The organism is Paenalcaligenes sp. (assembly GCF_030152715.1).
GTDB lineage: Bacteria > Pseudomonadota > Gammaproteobacteria > Burkholderiales > Burkholderiaceae_B > Paenalcaligenes > Paenalcaligenes hermetiae.
Genome location: NZ_JASLIX010000056.1, coordinates 1 through 24622, shown reverse-complemented (window position 1 = coordinate 24622; position 24622 = coordinate 1). Strand labels below are relative to the sequence as shown.

Below are 24622 nucleotides of genomic sequence, written 5' to 3'. Positions count from 1 at the left end.
CTACAATATCAGCATGAATACAACCACTGCCTCGGATCACGAACGTTATGCTTGGATACGTCTGTCCCTAGAGCCCAATCTGGGGGCAGATGCGGCTCGCTTGTTGCTGGCCAATTTTGGTTTGCCACACCAGATTTATGAGCAGTCTGTAGGTACGCTCAACCGTTTTATTCCTACGGCTCTTGCTACCCAATTACGCAGCACCCTGCCCGATGAACTGGAAGCCAAAATCCAGGCCACGCTGCACTGGCTCCAATCCCCCGACCAGCACTTGATCTGTTTAGCAGACAGCCACTACCCGTCCGCTTTGTTAACGCTCGCTGATCCACCGTTAATTCTCTACGCCAAAGGCGATCTCAGCCAGCTCCAGTATCCGGGGCTTGCCATCGTTGGCGCACGCAGTGCTACCGAATCTGGCAAAAAAAACGCCTATGATTTTGCCCAGTTTTTGTGCCAACAAGGCTGGAGCATTATTAGTGGCTTGGCTTCAGGGGTGGACGCGGCCGCCCATCAAGGGGCTTTAGCCGCCCAGCAAGCCCATAGTACCATTGCGGTTTTTGGTACAGGCCTAGATTTTGTTTATCCCGCTCGTAATCGTACTTTGGCTCATCAGATTGCGATGCAGGGCTTGCTGCTGAGTGAATTCCCTTTGGGAACACGGGGGTTACCACATCATTTCATACGCCGTAATCGGCTCGTGGCAGCGCTCGCTAAAGGGGTGCTGGTCGTAGAAGCCGCCCTCAAAAGCGGTTCACTGACTACCGCACGCTTTGCCGCCGATATTGGTCGCGAGGTCTTTGCTATACCCGGCTCAATCCATTCCCCTTTACACAAAGGCTGTCATCAGCTGATCCGCAGTGGAGCAAAACTCGTCGAGTCGGCTGAGCATATCTTAGAGGAGCTACAACCCACTCAGCCGCTGCTCCAAAACATAATCCCTGCTGCTACTGCCCCCCTATCCAACGCACAACAACAGCTTTTGGACTGCATGGGCTATGATCCCATTAGCGCCGATCATATTCAGCTTCGCAGTGGGCTCAGTACCGCTCAGGTAGGGTCCCTATTAGTGCAGCTGGAACTCTCTGACCATATTATTCAACACAAAGACGGCAAATACCAACGCCGCTAGGAGACATTATCATGAGCTTGCCCACCACCGTCAAAATCGTCGAAGTCGCCGCTCGCGACGGTTTGCAAAACGAAAAACATTTTGTTGATACCGCCATCAAAATCGAACTGATTAACCGGCTCAGTGCGGCAGGCTTTCAAAATATCGAGGCGGCATCATTTGTATCCCCAAAATGGGTACCGCAAATGGCCGATGGCACCGAGGTCATGGCCGGCATTGAACGGCGTCCTCAGACTACTTACTCTGCCCTCACGCCCAACCTACGTGGTTTCGAGGCCGCACTAGCAGCCAAGGCCGACGAGGTCGTGATTTTTGGTGCCGCAAGCGAATCCTTTTCTCAAAAAAACATCAATTGCAGTATTGCCGAATCCATCACCCGTTTTGCCCCAGTGGCCCAAGCCGCTTTGGATGCGGGGGTACGCTTGCGTGCAAGCATCAGTTGCGCGTTTGGCTGCCCCTATGATGGGGAAACCGCCATAGAAACGGTGCTGGATGTAGTAAAACGTATGCAGGACTTAGGCGTCCAAGAGTTTGACATTGCCGACACCATTGGTGTGGGTACACCGCTGAAAACGGCACGGCTCATGGAGGCCGTAGCCACCCTTGTTCCCATGGAACAAATCGCTGGACATTTTCATGATACCTACGGGCAGGCTTTAGCGAATATACTTGCTGCTTTACAGGTGGGAGTATCCATTTTCCATAGCTCTGTTGCAGGTCTGGGTGGTTGCCCATACGCCAAAGGAGCCACAGGTAATGTCGCCACCGAAGATGTGGTCTATATGCTGCACGGCATGGGTATTCATACGGGTTTAGATCTGCCCCAGTTAGTGGATACCGGTGCATGGATCTCGGCACAGATCGGCAAACCCACTAATAGTCGTGCTGGTCGCGCTTTATTTCTTAAAAATCAATGAGCTCTGAATCCACAGCGTTATTTTCTACTATAGGCCCCCTACCAGTGCGGGGGCGTTCTTGGCCCAAGGCTATCGCCATCTTGGCATGGCTGCTTATTGCTATTATTGGTGTGCGATTAGTCTATATCGCCACCACCTATGGTCAGCAAGTCGACACCCCTATTATCGCTGGGGTGATACTGGCTTATAGCGGTATGATTGTTGTGGCTTTTTATATGCTCACAGGGCAAACCACCATCAGCGAGCACGGTATTCAACAAGACTGGATACTCAAACGCGAGCTGGCCTGGGAGGATTTAAAATTTGCTAAATTTGTACCGCTATTTTTTTCTAAGCGATTGATTTGCTTTACTAAGCGGGGGCGGCCCGTTGTTTTTCAAGGGGCTAGCCCCGAGCTACAAATCGCCTTTGCACATATTTCCCTAATTTATAAGCGCACCGTTTAACAGCACTCACCTGCACACGTGGATTAAGCACGGTGCCCAAATAAGGCCGAGCCAACCCGTATGTCGGTCGCACCCTCGGCAATGGCCAGCTCAAAATCCCCGCTCATCCCCATGGATAGTCGGGTGATGTTTTCATAGCCGGCCTCTTGGGCTTGGTCACGCAACAGGCGCAACTGTGCAAAACAACGCCGTATTTCTTTGGGGTCGTCGGTTTGGGTTGCCATGGTCATTAAGCCTTGGGGCTGCAAACGATCAAAATGCTTAAGCTGCGCTAAAAAAGGCATCAGCTGGCTCGGGTCTAAGCCAAACTTGCTGTCTTCTTGGGCAGTTTTGACCTGGATGTAAACAGGTAAGCAACGCTGCTCCCCGTCCAAACGGCGTTGGAGTGCCTCGGCCAAAGCTAAGCGATCTAATGATTGCAACTCATCGGCATAGCGAGCGATATCGCGCGCTTTATTCGTCTGGGCGTGACCAATCATCACCCATTGCACCGGCTGTTCGGCAAAATACTCATATCTTGAACGAATATCTTGTATGCGATTTTCACCAAATCGAGTTAACCCAAGCATAATGGCCTGCTGCACCAGCTCATGGGAAAAGGTTTTGCTTACAGGTAACAACCGCACAGACTGGGGCTCTCTTTGCGCTTGCTCACAAGCGATGGCAATACGTTGCAATAACTGCTGAAGTCGCTGTTTCATTACTTTACTCATCAAATCATCGGCCTGAAGGGTTTTTCGTGTTTTTACCAGCAAAAAGCGACTTTTAATGGCTTTTTATGCGTTTTTTTCATAAAAATCATTGCCTAAAGTCCATACACTGTAGTATCTTTTTTGATTTTGGCGGCACAGTAAACTTGACTTTGGGGGAGCAAATACTAAAATTTGCGCCTTATTTGTCAAATTTTCGGTATTTTTCTGCGCAAATAATATCAATAATCTCGCATCTATACCGATGTCCACCTCCGCATCCATGCAAGAGGAAATTATGAACCAACCATCTCAACACGAATTACCCTCCTATTTAAACCCAAACGAGCTCGGCCCGTGGGGTATTTATTTAGAACAGGTAGAGCGTGTCACCCCTTATTTGGGCAAACTGGGAAAATGGGTCGAAACCCTAAAACGTCCTAAGCGTATTTTAACGGTTGATGTGCCAGTAGAGTTGGACAATGGCACCATCGCCCATTTTGAAGGCTACCGCGTTCAACATAATTTATCCCGCGGCCCGGGTAAAGGGGGTGTACGTTACCATCAAGACGTGACGCTCTCCGAGGTCATGGCACTTTCTGCTTGGATGTCCGTTAAATGCGCGGCGGTCAATGTGCCTTTTGGCGGCGCTAAAGGCGGGATCCGTATCGACCCACGGCAATATTCTGAGCGTGAACTAGAGCGTGTTACCCGTCGTTATATCACTGAAATCGGCATGATTATCGGGCCCGATAAAGATATTCCTGCCCCCGATGTCAACACGAACGCTCAAACCATGGCATGGATGGTTGACACCTATTCCATGAATACGGGGCAGTTAAGCACCGGCGTGGTCACTGGCAAACCGTTATCCTTGGGCGGGAGCTTAGGCCGCGTGGAAGCCACCGGGCGCGGGGTCTTTACCGTTGGCGTAGAAGCCGCTAAAGATGCTGGCCTTGATCTGCAAGGCGCACGCGTCATTGTTCAAGGCTGTGGGAATGTGGGTGGCATTGCCGCAAAACTGTTTCATGAGGCAGGAGCAAAAGTCATTGCACTCCAAGACCACACCGCCACCCTTTATCAGGATCAAGGGCTGGATATTCCTACGATATTAAGCCAATATCACCCCAAAGACGGGTTAGCCGCCCATGCGCAAGCGGGTGAATGCTTACAAGCCGACGAGTTCTGGACGCTGGACTGTGATATTTTGATTCCGGCTGCTTTGGAAAACCAAATCACCGCTGCCAATGCCGACAAAATCCGCGCCAAAATCGTGATCGAGGGCGCAAATGGCCCCACCACACCAGAGGCCGACGATATTCTGACCCAAAACGGTATTACCGTGGTGCCAGATGTCATCGCGAACGCCGGTGGTGTCACGGTCAGCTATTTTGAATGGGCACAAAATTTCTCCAGCTACTTCTGGGAAGAAGCCCTTATCAATGAGCGCTTAGGTCGTATGATGCGCGATGCATATCACGCCACAGCAGCCGTCGCTAAAACTCACAATGTGACCTTACGCACAGCGGCTTTCATCAGCGCCTGTACCCGCATTTTAGAAGCACGCGACCTGCGTGGCTTATATCCCTAAACACGTGCATGCGCGCTCTTTTTACCTGAATGCTAAGGGCTTTTCACCACGCGATATATTTGAACTGACGCGTGGTGCGCCCGAAACGCAAAAGCCGTTTATAATACTGATTTTAACTCTTTGCTACGGCCGAAACAGTGACCGTTCCTACTGATTCTGCGACCTGTGCGATACAGGTACACAACATTCATAAATCCTTTGGCGACCTACCTGTCCTAAAAGGGATTTCTTTCCAAGCCCAACAGGGCGATGTGCTATCTATTATTGGTGCTTCCGGGTCAGGTAAAAGCACACTGCTGCGTTGCATCAACCACTTGGTCGTCCCTGATCAGGGCGAGATCCATATCGGTCAAGATATATTACGTAGCCACGCCAAACGTGATGGTACGATGGTCAGTAGCGACCCCAAACGACTCGAAAAAGTGCGTGCTCGTCTAGGGATGGTGTTCCAAAACTTCAACTTATGGTCACACCGTACCGTTTTGCAAAACGTGATCGAAGGGCCTATCCAAGTAAAAAAAATCGCTAAGACACAAGCCAGCGAATACGCTTTACACCTATTGGATAAAGTCGGTTTGGCTCATAAAGCCACCGCCTACCCCTCTGAGCTTTCTGGTGGTCAACAACAACGCGTAGCAATAGCACGTGCTCTGGCTATGGATCCAGAGGTCATGTTGTTTGACGAACCTACCTCGGCGCTGGACCCTGAAATGGTCGGCGAGGTCTTACGGGTTATCCGCCAACTGGCTGAAGAAGGCCGCACCATGATTTTGGTGACCCACGAAATGCAGTTTGCCCGTGAAGTCTCCAACCATGCTATTTTTATGCACAATGGTTTGTGCGAAGAAGCTGGCACACCTGCTGCGCTTTTCGATCATCCACAATCCACGCGTTTACAGCAGTTTTTACAGCCTTTGGCTTAAAGGAGACCCTTATGAATCTGAAAAAAACCCTTATCGGGGCAGGACTTGCTCTGTTTAGCGTTGCCAGCATCGCCGCAACCTCTTATAAAATCGGAACCGAAGGCGGCTACCCGCCATGGAGCATGGTCGATGCCGCCGGCAACGTCACTGGCTTTGATGCGGATGTAGGCGCCGCACTCTGTAAAAAACTGGACGCGGACTGTCAGTTCGTGGTGCAAGCCTTTGATAGCTTAATTCCATCGTTAAGTGCAAACCGTTTCGACCTGATTATTTCTGGTATGTCCTATACCCCCGAGCGAGCCAAGCGTATTAACTTTAGCTTGCCTTACGCGGTAGAAGACGCCATTTTTATTCTTAAAGCCGATACCCCTGCCATTAAAGCCGATTCCGCCGAAAGCATCTACACCGATTTGGCGGGCAAAACCATTGGCGTCCAAGGCGGTACCACACATGGCGCTTTTCTTGCCAAGGTAGCCCCAAAAGTCAATATCAAAGACTACGAGACCCTTGATCAAATGCAGATTGACTTGGACTCTGGACGCTTAGACGGCACCTTTGCTGACCTGACCTCACAGTCACGCTTTTTAAAGCAAATGAATACCACAGATTATGCACTAACCGAAACCGTCATCAAGGGCTCTTCTGACCCCGAAACCTTAGGCTATGGCATTGCTGTGGGGATTCACAAAGACAATGCTGACTTAAAAGCCCGTGTGGATGCCGCACTCTGCGAGCTCATCGAAGACGGGACCATTAAAAGCGCCAGCGAAAAATGGTTCGACATTGATATCGCTAACTATGATGCGTGCAAGTAAGGCCTAACGACGGATAACCATGCTGGAAACCCTGTTACGCATCCTCAACGATGGTTGGGGCTGGATGTTTTTGCGCGGTGCTGCCATGACCTTATTTATTTCGGTCTTGGGCATGGCACTCGGTGTGCTCATCGGTGTAACCGGTGCCAGCATTAAACTAAACGGCCCGCGGTGGTTAAGCGGGCTGGTTAGCGTCTACACCACCATTACTCGCAGTATTCCCGAACTGCTTATTATTTACCTGTTGTTTTTTGGCTCGATTCACTCTGTTAGCCAGCTGGGTGACTTTCTCCAACTGGAAGAACTCATCAACCGCTGGTTTCCTGCCGCGGTGGGTATTTTAGCGATAGGCTTAGTGGCGGGTTCTTATAGCGTAGAAGTGTTTCGGGGTGCTTTACAAGCGATTCCTACCGGTCAAATCGAGGCCGCAAAAGCCATTGGTATGTCGCGCTGGCAGCGTTTATGGCGCGTCGTTATTCCACAAATGACGTGGTTTGCTTTGCCCGGGTGCAATAACGTGTGGCAAACCGCCCTCAAAGACACAGCGCTGATTGCTCTGGTTGGTCTCGTTGAAATCATGCGTGCGGCACAGCTTGGCGCCGCTGCCATGCGCGAGCCTTTAGCCATGTATTTAATTGCCGGCTTTTTGTTTTTTATTATTGGTATAGGTAGTCAGGCCTTGTTTGTCATCGCAGAAAAATACGCCGGTCGTGGCATGAGAGCCGTGGCATGATGAGTTGGGACGAGTTTTCTTACACCATAGGTGTGCTATGGAAAGGCTTTGGGCTGACGTTATATATTGGCCTATGGGGGATTGCCCTATCGCTTTTGCTTGGCGTTGGGTTAGCGTTGATGCGTTTATCCAATCAACGCGTATTACGTGCCGTGGCATTTAGCTACAGTACGGCTTTTCGGGGCACGCCTTTATTAGTGCAGTTATTTTTACTGTATTACGGCGTAGGCATGATCAGCTGGGTCAAACAAGTCCCCTTTTTATGGTGGTTATTTAGTGATGGCACCCGCACGGCGATTTTAGCGATTGCGCTCAATAGTGGTGCGTATGTGGGCGAAGTCTTTCGTGGGGGCTTTCAGGCCGTGCCCAAAGGGCAAATCGAAGCCGCTCAAGCCATTGGCATGTCTGCCTGGCAGTGTTTTAAACGAGTGCGTTTACCTCTTGCTATACGCCAAGCCCTGCCCGCCTATAGCAACGAAATTGTTATTGCTATCAAAGGCACGAGTTTAGCTTCTACCATTGCGGTGCTTGAGCTCACCGGCTACGCTCGCCGTATTATGAGTCAAAACTATGCCATCGTTGAAACCTTTGTGATTGCTGGGCTCTTGTATTTGGCCATTAACTTTAGCTTATTGGCCGTTATTCATCTGATTGAGCGCCAATTACATCTAAAAGCCTCTAGCTAACCCTCTTGGGGCATAGTATGTCTAAAAAAACCATTGCTATTGTCACAACCGGGGGCACCATTGCCGCGTGTCACCCCAATCAAACCCATTTGGGAGACTACAAAGTAGCGCAATCTGCCCACGACCTGATTACCGCCGTGCCGGAATTAACGGATCTCGCTACCCTAATGCTGCATGAGGTCAGTCATATTGATAGCCGAGATATGAATTTTGCCGTTCAGCACCGTTTGATCCAAACCGTACAACAGCTTGTGGATCAAGACACCGTTGATGGCGTCGTGATCACACATGGTACCGATACGCTCGAAGAAACCGCCCTGCTCTTACACTGGTGCATTAAAAGCCCTAAACCTGTGGTGGTCACAGGCGCCATGCGCCCTGCCTCGGCTTTAAGTGCCGACGGTCCATTAAATCTATATCATGCCGTTTTAACGGCTTGTACCGAAGCCGCACAAGGCCTTGGCACACTGGTCTTAATGAACGACCAGCTCTTTAGTGCACGCTTTGTACAAAAAACGCATACCTCTATGCCAGAGGCTTTTGGAGCCCCCACAGCTGGAGCCCTAGGGCTGGTCAGTCAGGGACGAGTCTATATCCACCACGCCCCCCGCCCTGCCTTTGGTAAGGCATGTGCGCTACAACTGCCTGCTACCCCTCATCTGCCCCGTGTTGATCTGATTTATGATTACGTCGACGCCCCCCTTGCCTTGTATCAAGCTGCCGTGGATACCGGCGCACAAGCGTTAATCATTGCCGCCGTCGGCAATGGTAGCTTGAGCCCCTCTGCGCGTGCAGGTGCCCTGTATGCCGCCGAAAAAGGGGTGCTTTGTGTGCGCGCCAGCCGTATCCCCAATGGTCCAGTTGCGCCTTCGGAGCAAGATAAGCGCTACCATACCCTGCCCGCCTATCAGCTTTCAGCACTAGCGGCGCGCAGTCTGTGTGCGTTAGCCCTTGCTCAGTCCGCCGATCGCCAACAAATCCACCATTATTTACAACACTACTAAGTCTTCACCGTTGGCAAGCAAGCTAACTGCTGCTGGCTGGTAAATACGCGATACTCGTGACTGATCGGGTCGATAAAAGCAATAGAGCGCGCTAGTAGCTGCAAAGGATGACTAAAATCGTCAGCTGCCAATGGCGGCTGCCCTGGGGGATAATAGCTATCATGAATAATCGGTGTGCCTAGCGCATGTAAATGCACACGCAGCTGATGTTTACGTCCTGTGCTGGGCTGTAATTTGTACCAGCCCAAAACACCGTGATCGGGGTCCTGCCACGTGCGCAGCAAGGAAATAAACGTATCACTATTGGGCTCACCCGCTACCTCTTTCATCAAAAACTGCCCTTTAGGTGCCACGATACGGCTGCGGTATTGCAAAGGAAACTGAACTACCCTAGAAACCGGGGCAATGGCTTCATAAACCTTATCCACTAATTGGCTTTGAAAAAGGCTCTGATACGCTCCACGCAAAGCGGGCTGCCGACAAAATAACAAGACACCAGCCGTTTCGCGATCAAGGCGATGCAAAGGGGTAATAGTGGCATCATCAAACAACTGGCGCACACGCGTTAGCGCCGTATGCTGCAAATACTGCCCCCCCGGTATAGAAGCTAAAAAATGGGGTTTATCCACGGCGATCAGTGTGTCATCTGCATATAAAATCGGCATCGCAAAAGGCACGGGCACCTCGTTTTCCACATAGCGGTAATACCAGAGCCACTGCTGCGGCCGATACGGTGTATGAAAATGCACGGGCTTGCCCTGTGCATCCACAATATCCCCTTGTGCTAAGCGTTTCTGTAATGCCTCGGGTGCCACATGCTCAAAACGTTGCAGTAAAAATTCGCCCACATAGTGCCAATCACCCTCTGGTAACCAAACGCGGCTGGGTGCAATCCCATTTTTAACAGCAAGAGGGGCCTGAAGCCCCCCTTGCTGCCCTGCGGTTTCTTTCATGTCGTTATCCTAGGCTGATCTTATATACTCTGACCAGCTTGTAACACCGGCTGGGGTTCGGTTCTGAGACGAGCCCCCTGACGCCACCAAATTAACCATAAAATCAATAAAGCAGGAATATACACCAAATACTCAGAGGGGCGCTGCGGATTCAGCTGCTTTACCGCCACCACGTCCCAACCTTGTTCCCAACCCGCTCGACGCGCCTGGCTCCCAAAGCTGATGTTTGAAATCTGCACCATATCCCCAAACGCCATCAAACCAATGCCAGCATCGGCTAAACGTTTACGCCCAGCCGCTTGGGTATCCAGATCGGTTGCGCCTTCTGGTAAAGGGGGTAAGACCGTACCTACCGTTTTGCGTAGCTCGTCCCCTTCTAAGTTCATGCCCTCGATTTCCACAACAAAACGTTTACCGGGCGCCAGATCCGCTGCGACCTCGTAGATCTGAGAAGGAGCTACCGACAGATATTTAGGTTGGTAATAATCCATAAACCAATCGGGGCGGAACAACATAAATGTCGCCACCAAGCACAGGATAATTTCAATAGGTTTGGACTTAACGCGCATCCACCCCATGGTTGCTGCCGCAAAAGCTAATGAGCCAATAATGGATCCCACCACCACAAAAACCAGCTCGTACCAACTGTCTATGCCTATTAGCAACAGAAGTGGATTAAAGATAAACATAAAAGGCAACACCGCCGTGCGCATCGCATATTTCACCCCTTGAATACCAATGCGTAACGGGTCTTCACCAGCAATCGCCGCCGCTGCAAATGTCGCCAAACCCACTGGGGGGGTAATATCGGCCATCAGCCCATAATAAAAGACAAACATATGCACAGCGATCAAGGGGATAATCAAGCCATTCTGCGCCCCAAGCTCCACCACCACTGGCGCCATAAGCGTAGCCATCAAAATGTAGTTAGCGGTAGTAGGCATGCCTAAACCTAAGATTAAACACACCAACGCCGTAAAGCCCAGCATGAGCAATACATTGCCCATAGAAACCAGCTCTACAAAAGCGGTCATGCGTAGGCCTAAGCCGGTTAACGTAATCGCCCCCACAATCAGCCCAGCCGTGCCACATGCCAGAGCGATCCCAATCATGTTACGCGCGCCCGCTTGCAGGCCATCGATAGCGTCTCGCAACCCCTGCACAAAAGCAGCGCTAATCTGTTGTTGACGGAAAAAGGCTTGCAGTGGACGCCGTGTCACCATAAGAACCAACATCGCCACTACCGCCCAAAACGCGGATAACCCAGGGGATAAGCGCTCAATGGTCAAACTCCACACCAAAATACCGATAGGGATAAGAAAAAATAAACCAGTGCGCACCGTAGGCCAGACCTCTGGACGAACAGGATCGGTCACGCTGACCGTATCAGGCAAGTCCGGGTGGCGTGAGGCCATCCAGACCAAGCCCACATAAAGCAACGCCAGCAGCGTGACCAAGATACCAAAAGCCTGCTGTGGAAACAGCCGCTGGGTGCCCACCCCAATCCAATAAATAGCGGCAATCACGATCAGCGTACCGGATACCCCCATACCGATGCGAGCGACTTTTTGGATTAGGGTGCGTGGTGTGGCCGCTGCCATCATTGGCTGAATCCCTAGTTTTAGGGCTTCTAAATGCACAATATAAAACAGTGAGATATACGATAATAGCGCGGGCAATAAGGCGTGTTTAATAATGTCGGTGTAGGGAATCCCCACGTACTCAATCATTAAAAACGCGGCAGCCCCCATAACGGGTGGCATAATTTGTCCGTCGGCTGACGCAGCAGTTTCAATAGCACCAGCGCGTACGCCCCCATAACCTGCTCGCTTCATAAGCGGAATGGTAAAAATACCCGTAGTCACTACGTTAGCGGTCGAAGACGCCGACACCACCCCATTGACTGCCGACGATAACACCGCCACTTTGGCTGGGCCACCACGCAAATGCCCTAGCAAAGAAAAAGACACCTGCATCATATAGTTGCCAGCGCCGCATCGGTCTAGCAACGAGCCTAACATCACAAAAATAAAGATATAAGAAACCGATACCCCTAGCGCTACCCCAAATACCCCTTCGGTGGTTAGCCACATGTGCGAGACCAAGCGCTCTAATGAGGCCCCGCGATGAGCAAGAGCATCGGGCAACCACGGCCCTAAAAACACATACAAAATGAACACCGTGCCTAATACCGCCATCGGCATTCCCAGCGCCCGGCGCGTGGCTTCGAGCAGCAGTACTAAACCTATGCTTGCGGCCACCACATCCATAGTGGTGGGGATACCGGGGCGTAGCGCTAACTGGTTATAAAATAAAAACAGGTACGCCCCACAAAAACCAGCAATCAGGGCCAATAACCAATCATGCAAAGGTATGCGATCCCGCGCCGAACGCGATGTAGCCGGAAAAGCCACATAAGCTAAAAACATCGCAATGCCTAAATGTAAGGCTCGCGCTTCAGTGTCGTTCAAAATGCCAAAACTAAAGGTAAACGGTAAAGGCGAGGCATACCACAACTGAAATACAGCCCAAAATAGCGCCACCGTAAAAACTAAGGCTCCGAATAAGCCGCTGACACGGCGCCCCCCGCGGTCGACCTCTTCGACCAACTGTTGTAGATCGTGTTCGTTAGGCGTGGAACTCATATAGACATCCTTGTGAGCCTAGCCCTGCAGCTAGGAAAGACGGGCTGCCCTTATGAGGCAGCCCGTTACGTACAACATAGCAACCGGTGATACCCAGTGATGCGGTGTAACACAGCGATGTCACGCTCGTATTACAGCAACCCCTGCTCTTTGAAGAACTTCTCTGCACCCGGGTGCAAAGGTGCGGAAAGCCCGTTTTTCACCATGTCTTCTTTCACCAGATGCCCTAAAGCGGGGTGAAGACGCTTAAAGTCTTCAAAATTGTTAAAGACCGATTTTACTACCTCGTAGACCACCGCCTCGTCAGTGTCTTCGGAAGTCACAAAGGTCGCTAATACCCCATAGGTAGGAATATCATCTGGGTTATTTGGGTAAAGCCCCCCAGGAATGTTGACTTTAGCGTAGTAGGGGTATTTTTCAACTAGGCTATCAACGGCTTCCCCCGTTAACGAGACAATTTTAGCGCCACATGTCGTCGTGGGGTCTTGGATATTTGCCGAAGGGTGGCCAACACCATAGAAAAAGCCATCGATCTTGCCATCGCATAGAGCTTGACCATGTTCATCAGGCCGGAGCTCTGAAGCTAGAGAAAAAAAGCTGTTATCTGTACCCATAGCTGCTAACAGCTGCTCCATCGAGGCGCGAGTACCAGAACCTGGGTTACCCACATTAAAACGTTTGCCTTTTAAGTCCTCGAATTTTTCCACGCCTGAATCTTTGCCCACCACAACGGTAAAAGGTTCTGGGTGAATAGAGAAAACAGAGCGTAGCTTTTTGTAAGCACCGGCATCTTTAAACTGACCTTCGCCGTTATAAGCGTTGTAGCCCACATCAGACTGCACCACGCCCAGGTCTAATTCTCCGGCTTTAATAGTATTAACGTTAAAGACCGAACCGCCCGTAGACTCTACAGAGCAACGCACACCATGCTCGGCGCGGTCTTTGTTAACTAAACGACAAATTGCGCCACCCGCAGCATAGTACACACCCGTGACACCCCCCGTACCAATGCTCACAAATTTTTGTTGGGCCGCAGCGGGCAAAGGTGCCAACATCATTGAGCAAATGGCGGCTCCAAGTGTTAAACGAAGCCCATTGGAAAAGAAGGATTTTTTAAACCGTTTTCGCATCGTCTTTCTCCTGTTTAGCAGCACACTACTGCCCTATTATCCAGTTAGATTCATGTTACAACGTCTAGATAAGGAGCGAACGGGTAATTTCCCTAACACACTTTGTTAAGAGTTGACAGATTTTTTTACGCCAAAACAATGATCTAAAGTAGGAAAAGTACCATTTCGTACCTCATCAGCATAAGATTGCGCCGCTTGTTGGATTACGGTCGCGGCATCACCAAACTGTTTAGCAAAGCGGGGAATACGGCCACCGCTTAGACCTAAAATGTCCTCGGTGACTAAAATTTGCCCATCACAAGCAGGCGACGCCCCTATACCAATCGTGGGAATCGCCAATTGCTCTGTGATACGCCGCCCAAGGGCTTCTGCTACCCCCTCGACCACTACGGCAAAAGCACCGGCTTGTTGATGGGCTAAGGCATCCGCCAAAATACGCTCTGCCGCCTCGTCGCTCATGCCCTGCGCTTTAAAACCACCCATGGTATTCACATACTGAGGCATCAGGCCTACATGCGCCAGAACGGGAATGCCCCGCTCCACCAAAAACTGCGTGGTGGGTGCTAAGGCAGCCCCCCCTTCAATTTTTACAGCCGCCGCACCGCTACGCGCTAACATAAAAGCCGCATTTTCAAATGCTTGCTGGGGTGAAACCTGATAGGAACCAAAAGGCATATCAATCACCACGCAAGCCTGTTCCGTGCTATTAACTACGGCCGCACCATGATCGGCCATTTGCTGTAAAGTAATACTTAGGGTGTCACGCATACCATAGCCCACCATTGCGGTGGAGTCCCCGACTAAAATCAAATCCATAGCCGGATCGACCAAACGCGCAATGGGAGCCATGTACGCCGTTAAGCAAACGATTTTTTTCTGGCCTTTGTAGGCCATAATTTCTGGCACTGTACGGCGCTTTATTTCACTATGAACACTCATTCCAACCCTCATTAGTAAGAGACAAAATTAGGAGCTTTAACCATGCAAGTCAGCCCTCTGGTTTCTTTTCACAACGGCCATACCGCCCCACAACTGGGGTTTGGGGTCTGGCAAATTCCAAACGATGACGTTCCCCAAGCGATTGAAACCGCGCTGGAAACCGGCTACCGGCTCATCGACACAGCCACCATCTACGAAAACGAAGCGGGCGTGGGCGTAGGTCTGGCTGCCAGTGGCTTGCCCCGCAGCGATTATTTTGTCACAACCAAGGTCTGGAACGATAGCCATGGTCATGACGCCACCAAAACCGCTTTTTACCAAAGCCTAGAGCGCTTAAAACTGGATTATGTGGATATGTATTTAATCCACTGGCCTGTTCCTAAAATCAACCAATATGTTGAAACCTGGCAGACCATGATCCAGCTGCGCGACGAAGGCCTAATTAAAAACATAGGGGTGTGTAATTTCAACCAAGATCACCTAGAGCGTTTAATCCACGAAACCGGTGAAACCCCCGTGGTTAATCAGATTGAACTCCACCCAGGTTTTCAGCAAGCCGCCATGCGCGCATTTAATCAACAACATCAGATCCAAACACAGGCTTGGAGCCCGATGGGGTTAGGCACGCTTTGGGATAACCCAACTTTAACGGAAATTGCGGCAAAGCATCAACGCAATGTAGGCCAAATTATGCTACGTTGGCAAATTGAACTTGGCAACATGGTGATCAGTAAAAGCGTTACCCCTGAACGTATCCGCGGTAACTTTGCGATTTTTGATTTTACATTAGACGCTGAAGACATGCGCGCTATTGCTGCGTTGCATGATGATGCGAACCGGCTTGGACCAGACCCTGTGCTTTTCCGTTTACCTAAATAAGGGCAAGCTCGTGGTATTCTTGGGGTTTTGCTGCTTTTTGCTTTGATACCCACACACTATGGCTATTCACTGGTCCCAAGACCCACACCCTCACCCCTTATTAAACGATTGGCTGTTCGAGCCAGGCTCCTTAACGGCACGGCTCAAACAGCTCAGCCAACAGCAATTTGCGGTTGAGCCTTTGGCCGAAGGTTGGCTTGACATACGTGATGATGAAGCCCAAGCACTGGCTGTCACCCCTGATACCCCTACATGGGTTCGAGAGGTATTTCTACGGGGGCATGGTACGCCCTGGGTGTTTGCGCGCAGCCTCGCCACCAAAGCCTCGCTAGAAAGCAGTGGCTTCCCTTTGGATCAGCTCGGCACACGCCCTTTAGGCGAGGTCTTATCTTTGCACGAAGCATTTGTACGGGGGCAAATGCAGATTTGCTCCTACCCCGCCGCGTGGCTACCCGAACCTTTTAACCAGCATAACGCTTGGGCTCGACGCTCCTGTTTTAGCAAAGACAGCTTGCAAGTGCTTGTTTGCGAAGTTTTCTTACCCCCTTTATGGGCATTTCAAAAGCAAACTGTGCCCAAGGCATAATGGCTTATACCACCTGCTTGACTGGCCGGTTAATAAATAAAAACACAAAGGGCACCACGGCAAACACCCATAACAGCGCCGCGGCAGAATGCTGCGCCCCGATCAGGTCACCACGATTAAAACCCGCGGCATTGGTCACCATCCCCGCCATGGCGGCCCCAATCGACATAGCATACAGTTGCAATGTGGTAATCGAGGCAGACGCCAAATTTTCTTGGCCTGCTCGCGCTGACCTAAACACTCGTGTCAATAAATGCGGCCAGATCATCCCCACCCCAAAACCCACCCCAAACAAAGGTATATATAATACCCACGTCATTTCGTAATAGGTGGTTAAACCGAACCAGGGCAATAATGCTCCAAGCGCGGCTAAGCTTAGCCCTGAAATCACAGGACCTATGTTAAACAACCGGTTAGCAAAACGCGGCGATCGGCTGGCCATTAATATGGAGCCAGTAGTCCAACCTGCTGACATCAATGCCGTCATATAGCCTGCAGCTAAAGGACGTACACCATGTATATGCTGCAAATAATAAGGGATAAAAATTTCACTGGTCACCCCAATACTCATTAAGCCAATACCCGCATATAAACACCCTAACGGATGACGTAGTGAATAAGTACCCTGTGGAAAAAGTGGGTTATGGCCTTGCATATCATCCCGAGCAATTCCGTATAGAATCGTCAACACCACAACAATAGAGAGTGCTACCCAAAGCCACGAATATCCTAAGCTACCAAACGCTAAAACAAAAACAGAAGCCGTTAACAAAGCGATTTTTAATAATGGGGGGCGGTTAAGCTCATTGTCGCGATTTTCTTGGCGAGAAGTTAATTGCGAGGCCACCAACAAAGCGATGAGTAGTGCTACTGGTACGGTAGACCAAAAAGCCAAACGCCATTGACCGCTTTCAGCAAACACTCCGCCTACAGCAGGGCCAGACAAGGTTGCGATCCCCCACATGCTCGAAATCAGAGCCATGGCTCTTGGCCAAAGACGTTCCGCAAACACTAAACGCACAGAAGCATAGCTTAAACCCAATAACATACCGCCCCCCACCCCTTGAACGGTACGTGCACCCAATAAAAAGCCCATGTTTGGACTTATGGCTGCTACCATAGAACCCAATACAAAAATTAAAATAGCGAGTAAATAAGCCGTGCGTAAACCTAAGAAATCAATCAAACTCGCCGCCAAAGCCGACCCTAAAATCGAAGCCGCCACAAATAGGGTCGTATTCCAAGCATAATAGTCTAAGCCCCCAATATCCTGCACCACCGACGGCATAATGGTTGTAACAATGTAAACGTTGATGGCGTGGACAGCTACCCCACCAGACAAAGCAATAGCACGTAGTCCATTGCGCCCCGATAACAACTCACCCCAGCCAGCGTTCTTATGTGAAGAGCTCATTTGTGTGTCTCTAAGCCACTATGACTTATAAAAATCCAAAAAATATGCTTTCCCTATGATTTAAAAAAGTTTTTTCGCCCCCATCTATACATAATCGATTAGGAGATTATGATGGAACAACCCGAAAACCATACCCAACATTACTCAGAAACCCGTTTTTGGAACAAACTGGCACACTACGCCAAAAAAGCGGGGGCAGAAGTCGTGGAAAAAGCCTTGTGGCTCTATTATGGTGCCCAAGACCCTAAAACTCCAGCCTGGGCAAAAACCGTAATGATCGGGGCATTGGGGTATTTTATTTTTCCTTTAGATGCTATTCCTGACTTTGCGCCCCTTGTGGGCTATACCGATGATTTAGGTATGATCGTCGCCGCTATTGGTACGGTAGCTATGCATATCTCCGATGAAACCAAAACCAAAGCAAGAGAAAAAATGCAGCAGTGGTTTGGTTAAATCCCAAAAAAAAACCCTCCGTAAGGAGGGTAAATGTGAATGTTGGGGCACATTCAGCGCCTGACTCTTGGGTAAGGAGAAGCCAAGACAGGCTATCAGCCATACCAAACAAGGGGGATGTTGTATGGCTGATAGATGTTAGTCCCTGATGACAGCGCTAAGTTCCCAATCATCACGTAACAGTTTGTAAAAATCTTTTAGGCAGCCTCTGCTTCAAGAAAACCACGCAGTTTTTTCAAAGCGGCAGATTCAATTTGACGAATACGTTCAGCCGATACCCCATATTGCGCAGCCAATTCGTGCAGGGTTAAACCTTTATCGTCTTGGAGCCAACGGGATTCAATAATATGGCGTGAACGATCGTCGAGCCGTGCCAACGCGTTTTCTAGACCAGGGCCCTGTAGTTGTACATGTGCACGCTGCTCTAGTACATTGGATGGCTCCCACGCGCCGTCATCTGATAAATAAGAAATGGGAGCAAAGCCATTCTCATCATCATCGTTATAAGGGGATTCTAGTGCCATTTCGGCGCCAGACATCCGTAATTCCATTTCAGAAACGTCTTGAGGACGTACATTAAGCTCTCGCGCAATTTCGTCCACCTGTTCTGGATCAAGTGTCTGCCCGTCCTCGGGGCTCATGCGTCGTAAATTAAAGAATAGTTTTCGCTGTGCTTTGGTTGTGGCGATTTTAACCAAACGCCAGTTACGGATAATAAACTCGTGAATCTCGGCTTTGATCCAATGCACCGCAAACGACACCAAGCGCACACCACGATTGGGATCAAAACGTTTAACGGCTTTCATTAGGCCGATATTGCCCTCTTGAATTAAGTCAGCATGGGGCAAACCGTAGCCAAGGTATTGACGTGCAATCGATACCACCAGCCGCAAATGCGACATAATGAGTTGACGTGCGGCATCAAGGTCGCCGTCCTGCTGCAGACGACGCCCTAAGTCGATTTCTTCTTGAGCAGTTAACATGGGTTGCTGGTTAACTGCTGTGATATAGGCCTCGATGGTGCCCAACGCGCCAGGGTTGGATACCGCTGCGGCCAACTGGTTGTTTGGTAGAGCCAATGTTGTTGTACCTTGGGTCATTATCGTGTCCTATTAAATGGTAGTAAGGGGAAAACCCACTATCACACCAAATGATAAATGTCTAATATTACTATTTTAGCACTGCTAGATTGGGAGTGCTAATAACTATATTATTTTCACTTTACACTAGATTAGAGACGAAAAACTCCCTAAAGTTCCCTTTTTTTGTGTTTTTTTGCAAAAAAATTAACAAATGCGGCTCATTTTGTAATGTTGCTTTTTTGTGACAATGCTGCCGGTTAAGCCCTGCTCAACCGGCCAAAAGTAGGAGCGGACTACGCACCTAACTGACGTGCATGGTGGGCAATATGATCACCCATAAATGTCATAATGAAAAAATAACCGTGGTCATAACCGTCATGACGACGCAGAACCAAAGGCTGCCCAACTTTAGCGCAGGCTTCTTCAAACACATGTGGATACAACTCGCGCTCTAAGAACTGATCCGCCAACCCTTGATCAATCAAAATCCCCCCTGGATAGGGAGCGGTGGTTTGCTGACTCATTAAGCAGCTCGCGTCGTATTGTTCCCACTGACTACGATCCTCACCCAAATAACCCGTAAAAGCTTTTTCCCCCCAAGGACAGCGTGTGGGTGCCGCGATGGGAGCGAATGCTGACACGGATTTGAATTTATCAGGGTGACGCTGTGCCAAAACAAGCGCGCCGTGCCCCCCCATGGAATGCCCAAAAATCCCAACCCGCTCCGCATCACCAGGCAGTACGGTCGTAGCCAGGGTAAACAATTCATCGGCTACATAAGATTCCATACGATAATGCTTAGCAAAATCAGGCGTAGTGGCATCCACATAAAACCCAGCACCCGTCCCAAAATCCCAGCTCTCCTCTTCGCCAGGTGCCCCTGCACCACGAGGGCTGGTGTCTGGTGTGATCAAGATCAACCCATGGTGCGCAGCATATTGTTGGGCAGCAGCCTTCACCGTAAAGGTGTCCTCGGTGCATGTTAAACCAGCTAAATAAATCAAAACAGGGCGTCGCGTAGTACCCATAGGCTGACCGCCTTCGGCTTTGGCCGAGCTTGCTTCGGTTTGCTCTGGTAAAAATACAGCAAAGCGCATCGGCAAACCAATCGCGGTGGAAGCATGTTGATAATAGCGTTGCCAGCCCCCGTAACAACGGTGCTCACTGACTAATTCCAACTGAACTGTCATTTGATCTCCTAAATGCCCCCACCGTCACCGGCGGGGATAGATGGATAGTATGTGGGACTAGTACATCACCACAGAACGGATGGATTCACCGCGCTTCATCATCTCGAAACCTTCGTTGATTTGATCCAAGCGTAAATGGTGGGTGATGAGATCATCGATATTAATTTTGCCGTCCATGTACCAATCCACAATTTTTGGTACATCCGTACGACCACGCGCCCCACCAAACGCCGACCCCTTCCAAACACGTCCCGTAACCAGTTGGAAAGGACGTGTGGAAATTTCGGCACCGGCCTCAGCCACACCAATAATGATGGACTGTCCCCAGCCACGGTGGGTACACTCTAAAGCCTGACGCATGACTTGCGTATTGCCAATACACTCAAAGGAATAATCGGCTCCGCCATCGGTTAGTTGGATAATATGATCCACCACGTTTTCCACATCGTTAGGATTCACAAAATCCGTCATGCCAAACTGACGGCCAAGTGCTTCCCGATCTGGGTTAATGTCTACCCCAATAATTTTATCTGCGCCCACCATCTTAGCGCCCTGAATCACGTTTAACCCAATACCCCCTAAGCCAAAGACCACCACATTTGCACCGGCTTCGACATTAGCGGTAAATAAAACCGCGCCTAGGCCTGTGGTGACACCGCAACCGATATAACACACCTTGTCAAAAGGCGCATCCTCTCGGATTTTGGCCAAAGCAATTTCTGGCACAACAATATGGTTAGCAAAGGTAGAGGTCCCCATATAGTGATGGATAGGTTGCCCATCAATGCTAAAGCGCGACGTGCCATCAGGCATCAGGCCTTTGCCCTGCGTGGCACGAATCGCCGTACACAGGTTGGTTTTTTGTGAAAGGCAGGATTTACATTGACGGCATTCAGGAGTGTATAGTGGGATCACGTGGTCGCCCGGTTTGAGCGAGGTCACCCCCTCGCCCACCTCGAGCACCACCCCGGCACCCTCGTGACCTAAAATAGCAGGGAACAAGCCTTCGGGATCAGCACCGGACAAGGTGTATAAGTCCGTATGGCAAAGCCCTGTGGCCTTGACCTCGACCAGGACTTCACCGGCCTTGGGTGCTTGTAGCATGACGTCTTCGATGGTTAATGGGGCGCCTGCTTTCCAAGCTACGGCTGCTTTGGTTTTAATCATTGTTGCCCTCCCAATATCTGTGTGGCATAAAAAAGCCCAGTTTAACAGCTATTGCTAAACGCCGTTATGGGGAAAACCGCTGAAAGAAAGGGACAACAAAACAACTCGCAGACTAAGGCAGCTCAAGCTCAGCAAAGATTGGCGCATGGTCAGAAATCTGTGACCAAGGCGCCCCGTGCAAGACGCGGGCGCTACGCACAGCAAAACCGCGCTGATAGATACGATCCAGGCGCAACCAAGGGAAGACAGCGGGAAAAGTACGTGGTGGCGGCGTCATACGTGCTGCGCCATTTGCCCCAAGCTCGGGAATAGTTGTCATCTGCTGGCCATCGTTCGTAAACCCCTGTTTTAACCAGCGTGAAGGGGCTTTTAGACGAAACCGCTTTTTATCTAGGCCTTCGGGGGAAAAAGAAAAAACTTCGTATAAATTAAGCTGGTCGACAAATAATGGCGCCAATTTATTGGTCCAATCATTAAAATCACCCGCAATAATTAACGGCGCATGCTCTGGGACCAGGTCTTTGATGCGCTGTACTAGCGCTTGTGTCTGGCGTGTACGCCCACCCGCAAATAACCCCAGATGCACCACAATACAATGCACTGGCGTGTCATCAATCTCAACCACCGCGTGCAGCAAACCCCGCTGCTCTAAGCGATGATCTGAAACGTCTTGGTTTTCAAACTGTAAAATGGGATAGCGGGAGAGCAACGCATTACCATGATCCGTATGTTGGCGTACGGCATTACAACCATACGCCGTTTGCATGCTCAGCGCGGCAGCTAAAGACTCGTGTTGCGCATCTAAGGTAGCACGCCGCTCATTACGGCCTTGGACCTCTTGCAGAAACAATAAATCCGGTGCCAAATTGTAGAGCCCAAGCCGCAAGTCAGCTAACGATTCACGATTTCCCGTAGCTGAACGACCTTTGTGAATGTTATAGCTAACAACGCGGACAATGGACACACATGACTCCTATTAAACCGTAGGTTTAGGCTCCGTAGGACGCAAGCGGATATGTAGCTCTTTGAGCTGTTTCTCATCCACTGCGGAAGGCGCTTGAGTTAACAAGCACTGCGCACGCTGGGTTTTGGGGAAAGCAATAACATCGCGAATGGAGTCGGCCCCGGCCATCATTGTGACCATGCGGTCCAAACCAAAAGCGACCCCACCATGCGGCGGCGCCCCGTACTGCAAGGCATCAAGCAAGAAGCCAAATTTTTCACGGGCTTCGTTTTCATCAATGCCCAACGCGGCAAAGACTTTGCTTTGAACATCAGCGCGGTGAATACGCACGGAACCACCGCCCATTTCCCAACCATTCAATACCATATCATAGGCTTTGGCTAAGACTTTTTGGGGCTCGGTTGTGAGTAGGTCTTCGTGACCGTCTTTAGGGCTGGTAAAGGGGTGATGAGCGGCGACATAACGCTTGTCTTCCTCGTCGTACTCAAACATGGGGAAATCCACCACCCACAAGGGTTTCCAACCAGGGGTAAACAGACCGTTTTTGCGACCATGCTCACTGTGACCGATTTTAATGCGTAGCGCCCCGATCGCATCATTAACGACCTGAGTTTTGTCAGCACCAAAGAAAATCAAGTCGCCATCCTGCGCTCCGGTGCGCTCGATCAGCTGGCTAAGGGCGGTATCGTGAATGTTTTTTACAATAGGAGACTGTAGGCCACCAGGAATGGTTTTGGCATCGTTAACTTTGATGTAAGCCAGCCCTTTGGCGCCATAAATCCCGACAAATTTCGTGTAGGCATCGATCTCGCTGCGGGTCAGCTCGCCACCACCTGGAACACGCAGTGCTACGACGCGGCTGTTAGGGTCGTTGGCCGGACCGGAGAAAACTTTAAAGTCCACGTCTTTCATGAGGTCAGCCACATCGGTGAACTCGAGGTTAACGCGTAAGTCGGGCTTATCCGAACCAAAACGGTGCATGGCTTCTTGCCAAGTCATGGTAGGGAAAGGGTTAGGGAGCTCGACATCCAAAACCGTTTTAAAAACATGACGTACCATGTTTTCAAAAATCTCACGGATTTGTTCCTCGTTAAGGAAAGAGACCTCGCAGTCAATCTGTGTGAATTCTGGCTGGCGATCCGCGCGTAAGTCTTCGTCACGAAAGCATTTGGTGATTTGGTAGTAACGATCAAAGCCCGATACCATCAGCATCTGTTTAAATAGCTGTGGCGACTGGGGTAAAGCAAAGAATTCGCCGGGGTTAACACGAGATGGGACTAAATAGTCACGCGCGCCTTCGGGGGTGCTTTTGGTTAGCACGGGGGTTTCGATATCAATAAAACCTAAGTCGTCCAAGTAGTTGCGCACGGCACGTGTGACCTGATGGCGCAACATGAGGTTTTTTTGCATTTGGGGGCGACGTAAGTCCAAGACACGATGCGTTAAGCGCGTGGTCTCGGATAGGTTGTCGTCATCCAGCTGGAACGCAGGCGTTACAGAAGGATTAAGGATTTCGATTTCAGAGCACACCACTTCGACCTGACCAGAGGGTAGATCGGGATTAACCGTGCCCTCGGGGCGCTCACGGACCTCGCCAGTAATACGTAAGCAGTATTCATTACGGATGCGCTCGGCTGTGGCGAACATATCGGCATTGTCCGGATTAACCACCACCTGCGCTAAGCCAGCGCGGTCGCGTAAGTCGATAAAAATCACACCACCATGGTCGCGGCGGCGGTGAACCCACCCGAATAAGGTGACCGTTTGACCCAGATGTTGGGTGTTTAATTCGCCGGTGTAGCAGGTACGCATCTAGGATGACTCCAGTAAACTTGTAAACAATATAGGATTAAAAGGGCGCCGAGCGCCCTATGGTTTAGTCAGAGGAACCGCCGGATGGGGCACTATTGGATTTAGGGCCATCACGGAAATCGGTTACGTACCAACCATCACCTTTTAGTTGAAAGCCAGCGGCTGTGACCTGTTTTACGTAGGTTGACTGATTGCACGCGGGACAAACCGTCAGCACAGGATCAGACATTTTCTGTAAGACGTCTTGTTCATGATCACAAGCGCTGCATTTATAAGCATAAATAGGCACGACTAATCCTATAAATCAATAATCAAACAAACACAATGCGCTAATTTTAGCGCGTTTGCGCACCCAACGTACAGTGCTTGGGTACGCAACACCCAGTTTTCATTAAAAAGAGGTAGGTAATAAAAACATACCCGCCGCAATTAACGTGGGGACGGCTGCGGCCATTAACAAGCGCAAGGGAGAAAT

24 protein-coding genes are annotated in these 24622 nt (G+C 50.2%); 12 read left to right on the top strand and 12 right to left on the bottom strand.

What is annotated here, in order from left to right:
* The first annotated feature begins 13 nt into the window (after window positions 1–13).
* From dprA to Q1V74_RS05030, 3 genes are read left to right on the top strand one after another with little or no spacing between them, the layout of a single operon-like run.
* Window positions 14–1129, top strand: coding sequence for a DNA-processing protein DprA (gene dprA, locus Q1V74_RS05040; RefSeq protein WP_300647341.1), 1116 nt, complete (start codon window positions 14–16; stop codon window positions 1127–1129).
* An 11-nt stretch (window positions 1130–1140) separates the two neighbouring features.
* The gene (locus Q1V74_RS05035) at window positions 1141–2046 is read left to right on the top strand and encodes a hydroxymethylglutaryl-CoA lyase (RefSeq protein WP_300647338.1); all 906 of its coding nucleotides are present in this window, start codon (window positions 1141–1143) and stop codon (window positions 2044–2046) included.
* On the top strand, window positions 2043–2492 hold the full coding sequence (locus Q1V74_RS05030) for a hypothetical protein (RefSeq protein ID WP_300647337.1): 450 nt from the start codon (window positions 2043–2045) through the stop codon (window positions 2490–2492). The genes Q1V74_RS05035 and Q1V74_RS05030 overlap by 4 nt, the downstream gene beginning before the upstream one ends.
* A 23-nt stretch (window positions 2493–2515) precedes the next feature.
* Here Q1V74_RS05030 and Q1V74_RS05025 read toward each other — a convergent pair whose 3' ends face one another.
* Entirely contained in the window at window positions 2516–3193 is a 678-nt protein-coding gene (locus tag Q1V74_RS05025) for a YggS family pyridoxal phosphate-dependent enzyme (protein ID WP_300647336.1), read from the bottom strand.
* 286 nt (window positions 3194–3479) lie between these two features.
* Here Q1V74_RS05025 and Q1V74_RS05020 point away from each other — a divergent pair, with 286 nt between their 5' ends.
* The 6 genes from Q1V74_RS05020 (at window position 3480) to Q1V74_RS04995 (ending at window position 8933) form a co-directional block, all read left to right on the top strand.
* Window positions 3480–4772 carry a Glu/Leu/Phe/Val dehydrogenase gene (locus Q1V74_RS05020; protein ID WP_300647340.1) on the top strand — a complete coding sequence of 431 codons (1293 nt, stop codon included), beginning with the start codon at window positions 3480–3482 and terminating at the stop codon, window positions 4770–4772.
* 137 nt (window positions 4773–4909) lie between these two features.
* A complete protein-coding gene (locus Q1V74_RS05015) occupies window positions 4910–5695 on the top strand; it encodes an ATP-binding cassette domain-containing protein (protein WP_300647335.1) in 786 nt (261 codons plus the stop codon).
* 11 nt (window positions 5696–5706) lie between these two features.
* On the top strand, window positions 5707–6510 hold the full coding sequence (locus Q1V74_RS05010) for a transporter substrate-binding domain-containing protein (protein WP_260650656.1): 804 nt from the start codon (window positions 5707–5709) through the stop codon (window positions 6508–6510).
* 19 nt (window positions 6511–6529) lie between these two features.
* Window positions 6530–7243 (top strand): ABC transporter permease subunit, encoded by a 714-nt coding sequence (locus Q1V74_RS05005; RefSeq protein ID WP_300647334.1) that lies wholly within the window; start codon window positions 6530–6532, stop codon window positions 7241–7243.
* Window positions 7240–7929 (top strand): ABC transporter permease subunit, encoded by a 690-nt coding sequence (locus Q1V74_RS05000; RefSeq protein ID WP_300647333.1) that lies wholly within the window; start codon window positions 7240–7242, stop codon window positions 7927–7929. The genes Q1V74_RS05005 and Q1V74_RS05000 overlap by 4 nt, the downstream gene beginning before the upstream one ends.
* Before the next feature lie 17 nt (window positions 7930–7946).
* Complete coding sequence (locus Q1V74_RS04995) at window positions 7947–8933, top strand: asparaginase (protein ID WP_300647332.1); 987 nt, start codon at window positions 7947–7949, stop codon at window positions 8931–8933.
* On the opposite strand, the gene Q1V74_RS04990 is transcribed toward Q1V74_RS04995, so the two are convergent.
* The 4 genes from Q1V74_RS04990 to panB form a co-directional block, all read right to left on the bottom strand.
* Window positions 8930–9886, bottom strand: coding sequence for a pseudouridine synthase (locus Q1V74_RS04990; protein ID WP_300647331.1), 957 nt, complete (start codon window positions 9884–9886; stop codon window positions 8930–8932). The two genes, Q1V74_RS04995 and Q1V74_RS04990, sit on opposite strands and share 4 nt — an antisense overlap.
* A 20-nt stretch (window positions 9887–9906) precedes the next feature.
* The gene (locus Q1V74_RS04985; protein ID WP_300647330.1) at window positions 9907–12531 is read right to left on the bottom strand and encodes a TRAP transporter fused permease subunit; all 2625 of its coding nucleotides are present in this window, start codon (window positions 12529–12531) and stop codon (window positions 9907–9909) included.
* A 131-nt stretch (window positions 12532–12662) separates the two neighbouring features.
* Window positions 12663–13661, bottom strand: a complete 999-nt coding sequence (locus tag Q1V74_RS04980) for a TAXI family TRAP transporter solute-binding subunit (RefSeq protein WP_260650700.1) — start codon at window positions 13659–13661, stop codon at window positions 12663–12665.
* Between the two features lie 105 nt (window positions 13662–13766).
* Window positions 13767–14600, bottom strand: a complete 834-nt coding sequence (panB, locus tag Q1V74_RS04975; protein ID WP_300647329.1) for a 3-methyl-2-oxobutanoate hydroxymethyltransferase — start codon at window positions 14598–14600, stop codon at window positions 13767–13769.
* 42 nt (window positions 14601–14642) lie between these two features.
* Between panB and Q1V74_RS04970 the strand changes: the two genes are divergently transcribed.
* Together Q1V74_RS04970 and Q1V74_RS04965 are read left to right on the top strand one after the other, a co-directional pair.
* Window positions 14643–15479 carry an aldo/keto reductase gene (locus tag Q1V74_RS04970; protein WP_260650663.1) on the top strand — a complete coding sequence of 279 codons (837 nt, stop codon included), beginning with the start codon at window positions 14643–14645 and terminating at the stop codon, window positions 15477–15479.
* A 58-nt stretch (window positions 15480–15537) separates the two neighbouring features.
* Window positions 15538–16065 (top strand): chorismate lyase, encoded by a 528-nt coding sequence (locus tag Q1V74_RS04965; RefSeq protein WP_300647327.1) that lies wholly within the window; start codon window positions 15538–15540, stop codon window positions 16063–16065.
* A gap of 4 nt (window positions 16066–16069) precedes the next feature.
* Here the strand turns inward: Q1V74_RS04965 and Q1V74_RS04960 are convergent, their stop codons facing one another.
* Window positions 16070–17479 carry an MFS transporter gene (locus tag Q1V74_RS04960; RefSeq protein ID WP_300647326.1) on the bottom strand — a complete coding sequence of 470 codons (1410 nt, stop codon included), beginning with the start codon at window positions 17477–17479 and terminating at the stop codon, window positions 16070–16072.
* Between the two features lie 111 nt (window positions 17480–17590).
* On the opposite strand from Q1V74_RS04960, the gene Q1V74_RS04955 reads away from it, so the two are divergent.
* The gene (locus tag Q1V74_RS04955; protein WP_300647339.1) at window positions 17591–17932 is read left to right on the top strand and encodes a YkvA family protein; all 342 of its coding nucleotides are present in this window, start codon (window positions 17591–17593) and stop codon (window positions 17930–17932) included.
* 197 nt (window positions 17933–18129) lie between these two features.
* On the opposite strand, the gene rpoH is transcribed toward Q1V74_RS04955, so the two are convergent.
* The 6 genes from rpoH to Q1V74_RS04925 form a co-directional block, all read right to left on the bottom strand.
* Complete coding sequence (gene rpoH, locus Q1V74_RS04950) at window positions 18130–19032, bottom strand: RNA polymerase sigma factor RpoH (RefSeq protein ID WP_300647325.1); 903 nt, start codon at window positions 19030–19032, stop codon at window positions 18130–18132.
* A gap of 275 nt (window positions 19033–19307) precedes the next feature.
* Entirely contained in the window at window positions 19308–20204 is an 897-nt protein-coding gene (gene fghA / locus Q1V74_RS04945) for an S-formylglutathione hydrolase (RefSeq protein WP_300647324.1), read from the bottom strand.
* Window positions 20205–20261: 57 nt separating this feature from the next.
* The gene (locus tag Q1V74_RS04940; protein WP_260650701.1) at window positions 20262–21368 is read right to left on the bottom strand and encodes an S-(hydroxymethyl)glutathione dehydrogenase/class III alcohol dehydrogenase; all 1107 of its coding nucleotides are present in this window, start codon (window positions 21366–21368) and stop codon (window positions 20262–20264) included.
* Between the two features lie 115 nt (window positions 21369–21483).
* The gene (locus Q1V74_RS04935) at window positions 21484–22335 is read right to left on the bottom strand and encodes an endonuclease/exonuclease/phosphatase family protein (RefSeq protein WP_300647323.1); all 852 of its coding nucleotides are present in this window, start codon (window positions 22333–22335) and stop codon (window positions 21484–21486) included.
* Between the two features lie 12 nt (window positions 22336–22347).
* Window positions 22348–24147, bottom strand: coding sequence for an aspartate--tRNA ligase (gene aspS, locus Q1V74_RS04930; protein ID WP_300647322.1), 1800 nt, complete (start codon window positions 24145–24147; stop codon window positions 22348–22350).
* 64 nt (window positions 24148–24211) lie between these two features.
* Window positions 24212–24436, bottom strand: coding sequence for an FmdB family zinc ribbon protein (locus Q1V74_RS04925; RefSeq protein ID WP_300647321.1), 225 nt, complete (start codon window positions 24434–24436; stop codon window positions 24212–24214).
* Between the last annotated feature and the right edge of the window lie 186 nt (window positions 24437–24622).

Coding starts and splice junctions, on each gene's coding strand:
- Q1V74_RS05030 (WP_300647337.1), top strand. CDS start 2,043: ATGAGCTCTGAATCCACAGCGTTATTTTCTACTATAGGCCCCCTACCA.
- aspS (WP_300647322.1), bottom strand. CDS start 24,147: ATGCGTACCTGCTACACCGGCGAATTAAACACCCAACATCTGGGTCAA.
- fghA (WP_300647324.1), bottom strand. CDS start 20,204: ATGACAGTTCAGTTGGAATTAGTCAGTGAGCACCGTTGTTACGGGGGC.
- Q1V74_RS05000 (WP_300647333.1), top strand. CDS start 7,240: ATGATGAGTTGGGACGAGTTTTCTTACACCATAGGTGTGCTATGGAAA.
- Q1V74_RS04995 (WP_300647332.1), top strand. CDS start 7,947: ATGTCTAAAAAAACCATTGCTATTGTCACAACCGGGGGCACCATTGCC.
- Q1V74_RS04990 (WP_300647331.1), bottom strand. CDS start 9,886: ATGAAAGAAACCGCAGGGCAGCAAGGGGGGCTTCAGGCCCCTCTTGCT.
- Q1V74_RS05005 (WP_300647334.1), top strand. CDS start 6,530: ATGCTGGAAACCCTGTTACGCATCCTCAACGATGGTTGGGGCTGGATG.
- Q1V74_RS04985 (WP_300647330.1), bottom strand. CDS start 12,531: ATGAGTTCCACGCCTAACGAACACGATCTACAACAGTTGGTCGAAGAG.
- Q1V74_RS04980 (WP_260650700.1), bottom strand. CDS start 13,661: ATGCGAAAACGGTTTAAAAAATCCTTCTTTTCCAATGGGCTTCGTTTA.
- Q1V74_RS05035 (WP_300647338.1), top strand. CDS start 1,141: ATGAGCTTGCCCACCACCGTCAAAATCGTCGAAGTCGCCGCTCGCGAC.
- Q1V74_RS05010 (WP_260650656.1), top strand. CDS start 5,707: ATGAATCTGAAAAAAACCCTTATCGGGGCAGGACTTGCTCTGTTTAGC.
- Q1V74_RS04965 (WP_300647327.1), top strand. CDS start 15,538: ATGGCTATTCACTGGTCCCAAGACCCACACCCTCACCCCTTATTAAAC.
- dprA (WP_300647341.1), top strand. CDS start 14: ATGAATACAACCACTGCCTCGGATCACGAACGTTATGCTTGGATACGT.
- rpoH (WP_300647325.1), bottom strand. CDS start 19,032: ATGACCCAAGGTACAACAACATTGGCTCTACCAAACAACCAGTTGGCC.
- Q1V74_RS05025 (WP_300647336.1), bottom strand. CDS start 3,193: ATGAAACAGCGACTTCAGCAGTTATTGCAACGTATTGCCATCGCTTGT.
- Q1V74_RS04960 (WP_300647326.1), bottom strand. CDS start 17,479: ATGAGCTCTTCACATAAGAACGCTGGCTGGGGTGAGTTGTTATCGGGG.
- Q1V74_RS04955 (WP_300647339.1), top strand. CDS start 17,591: ATGGAACAACCCGAAAACCATACCCAACATTACTCAGAAACCCGTTTT.
- Q1V74_RS04970 (WP_260650663.1), top strand. CDS start 14,643: ATGCAAGTCAGCCCTCTGGTTTCTTTTCACAACGGCCATACCGCCCCA.
- Q1V74_RS05020 (WP_300647340.1), top strand. CDS start 3,480: ATGAACCAACCATCTCAACACGAATTACCCTCCTATTTAAACCCAAAC.
- panB (WP_300647329.1), bottom strand. CDS start 14,600: ATGAGTGTTCATAGTGAAATAAAGCGCCGTACAGTGCCAGAAATTATG.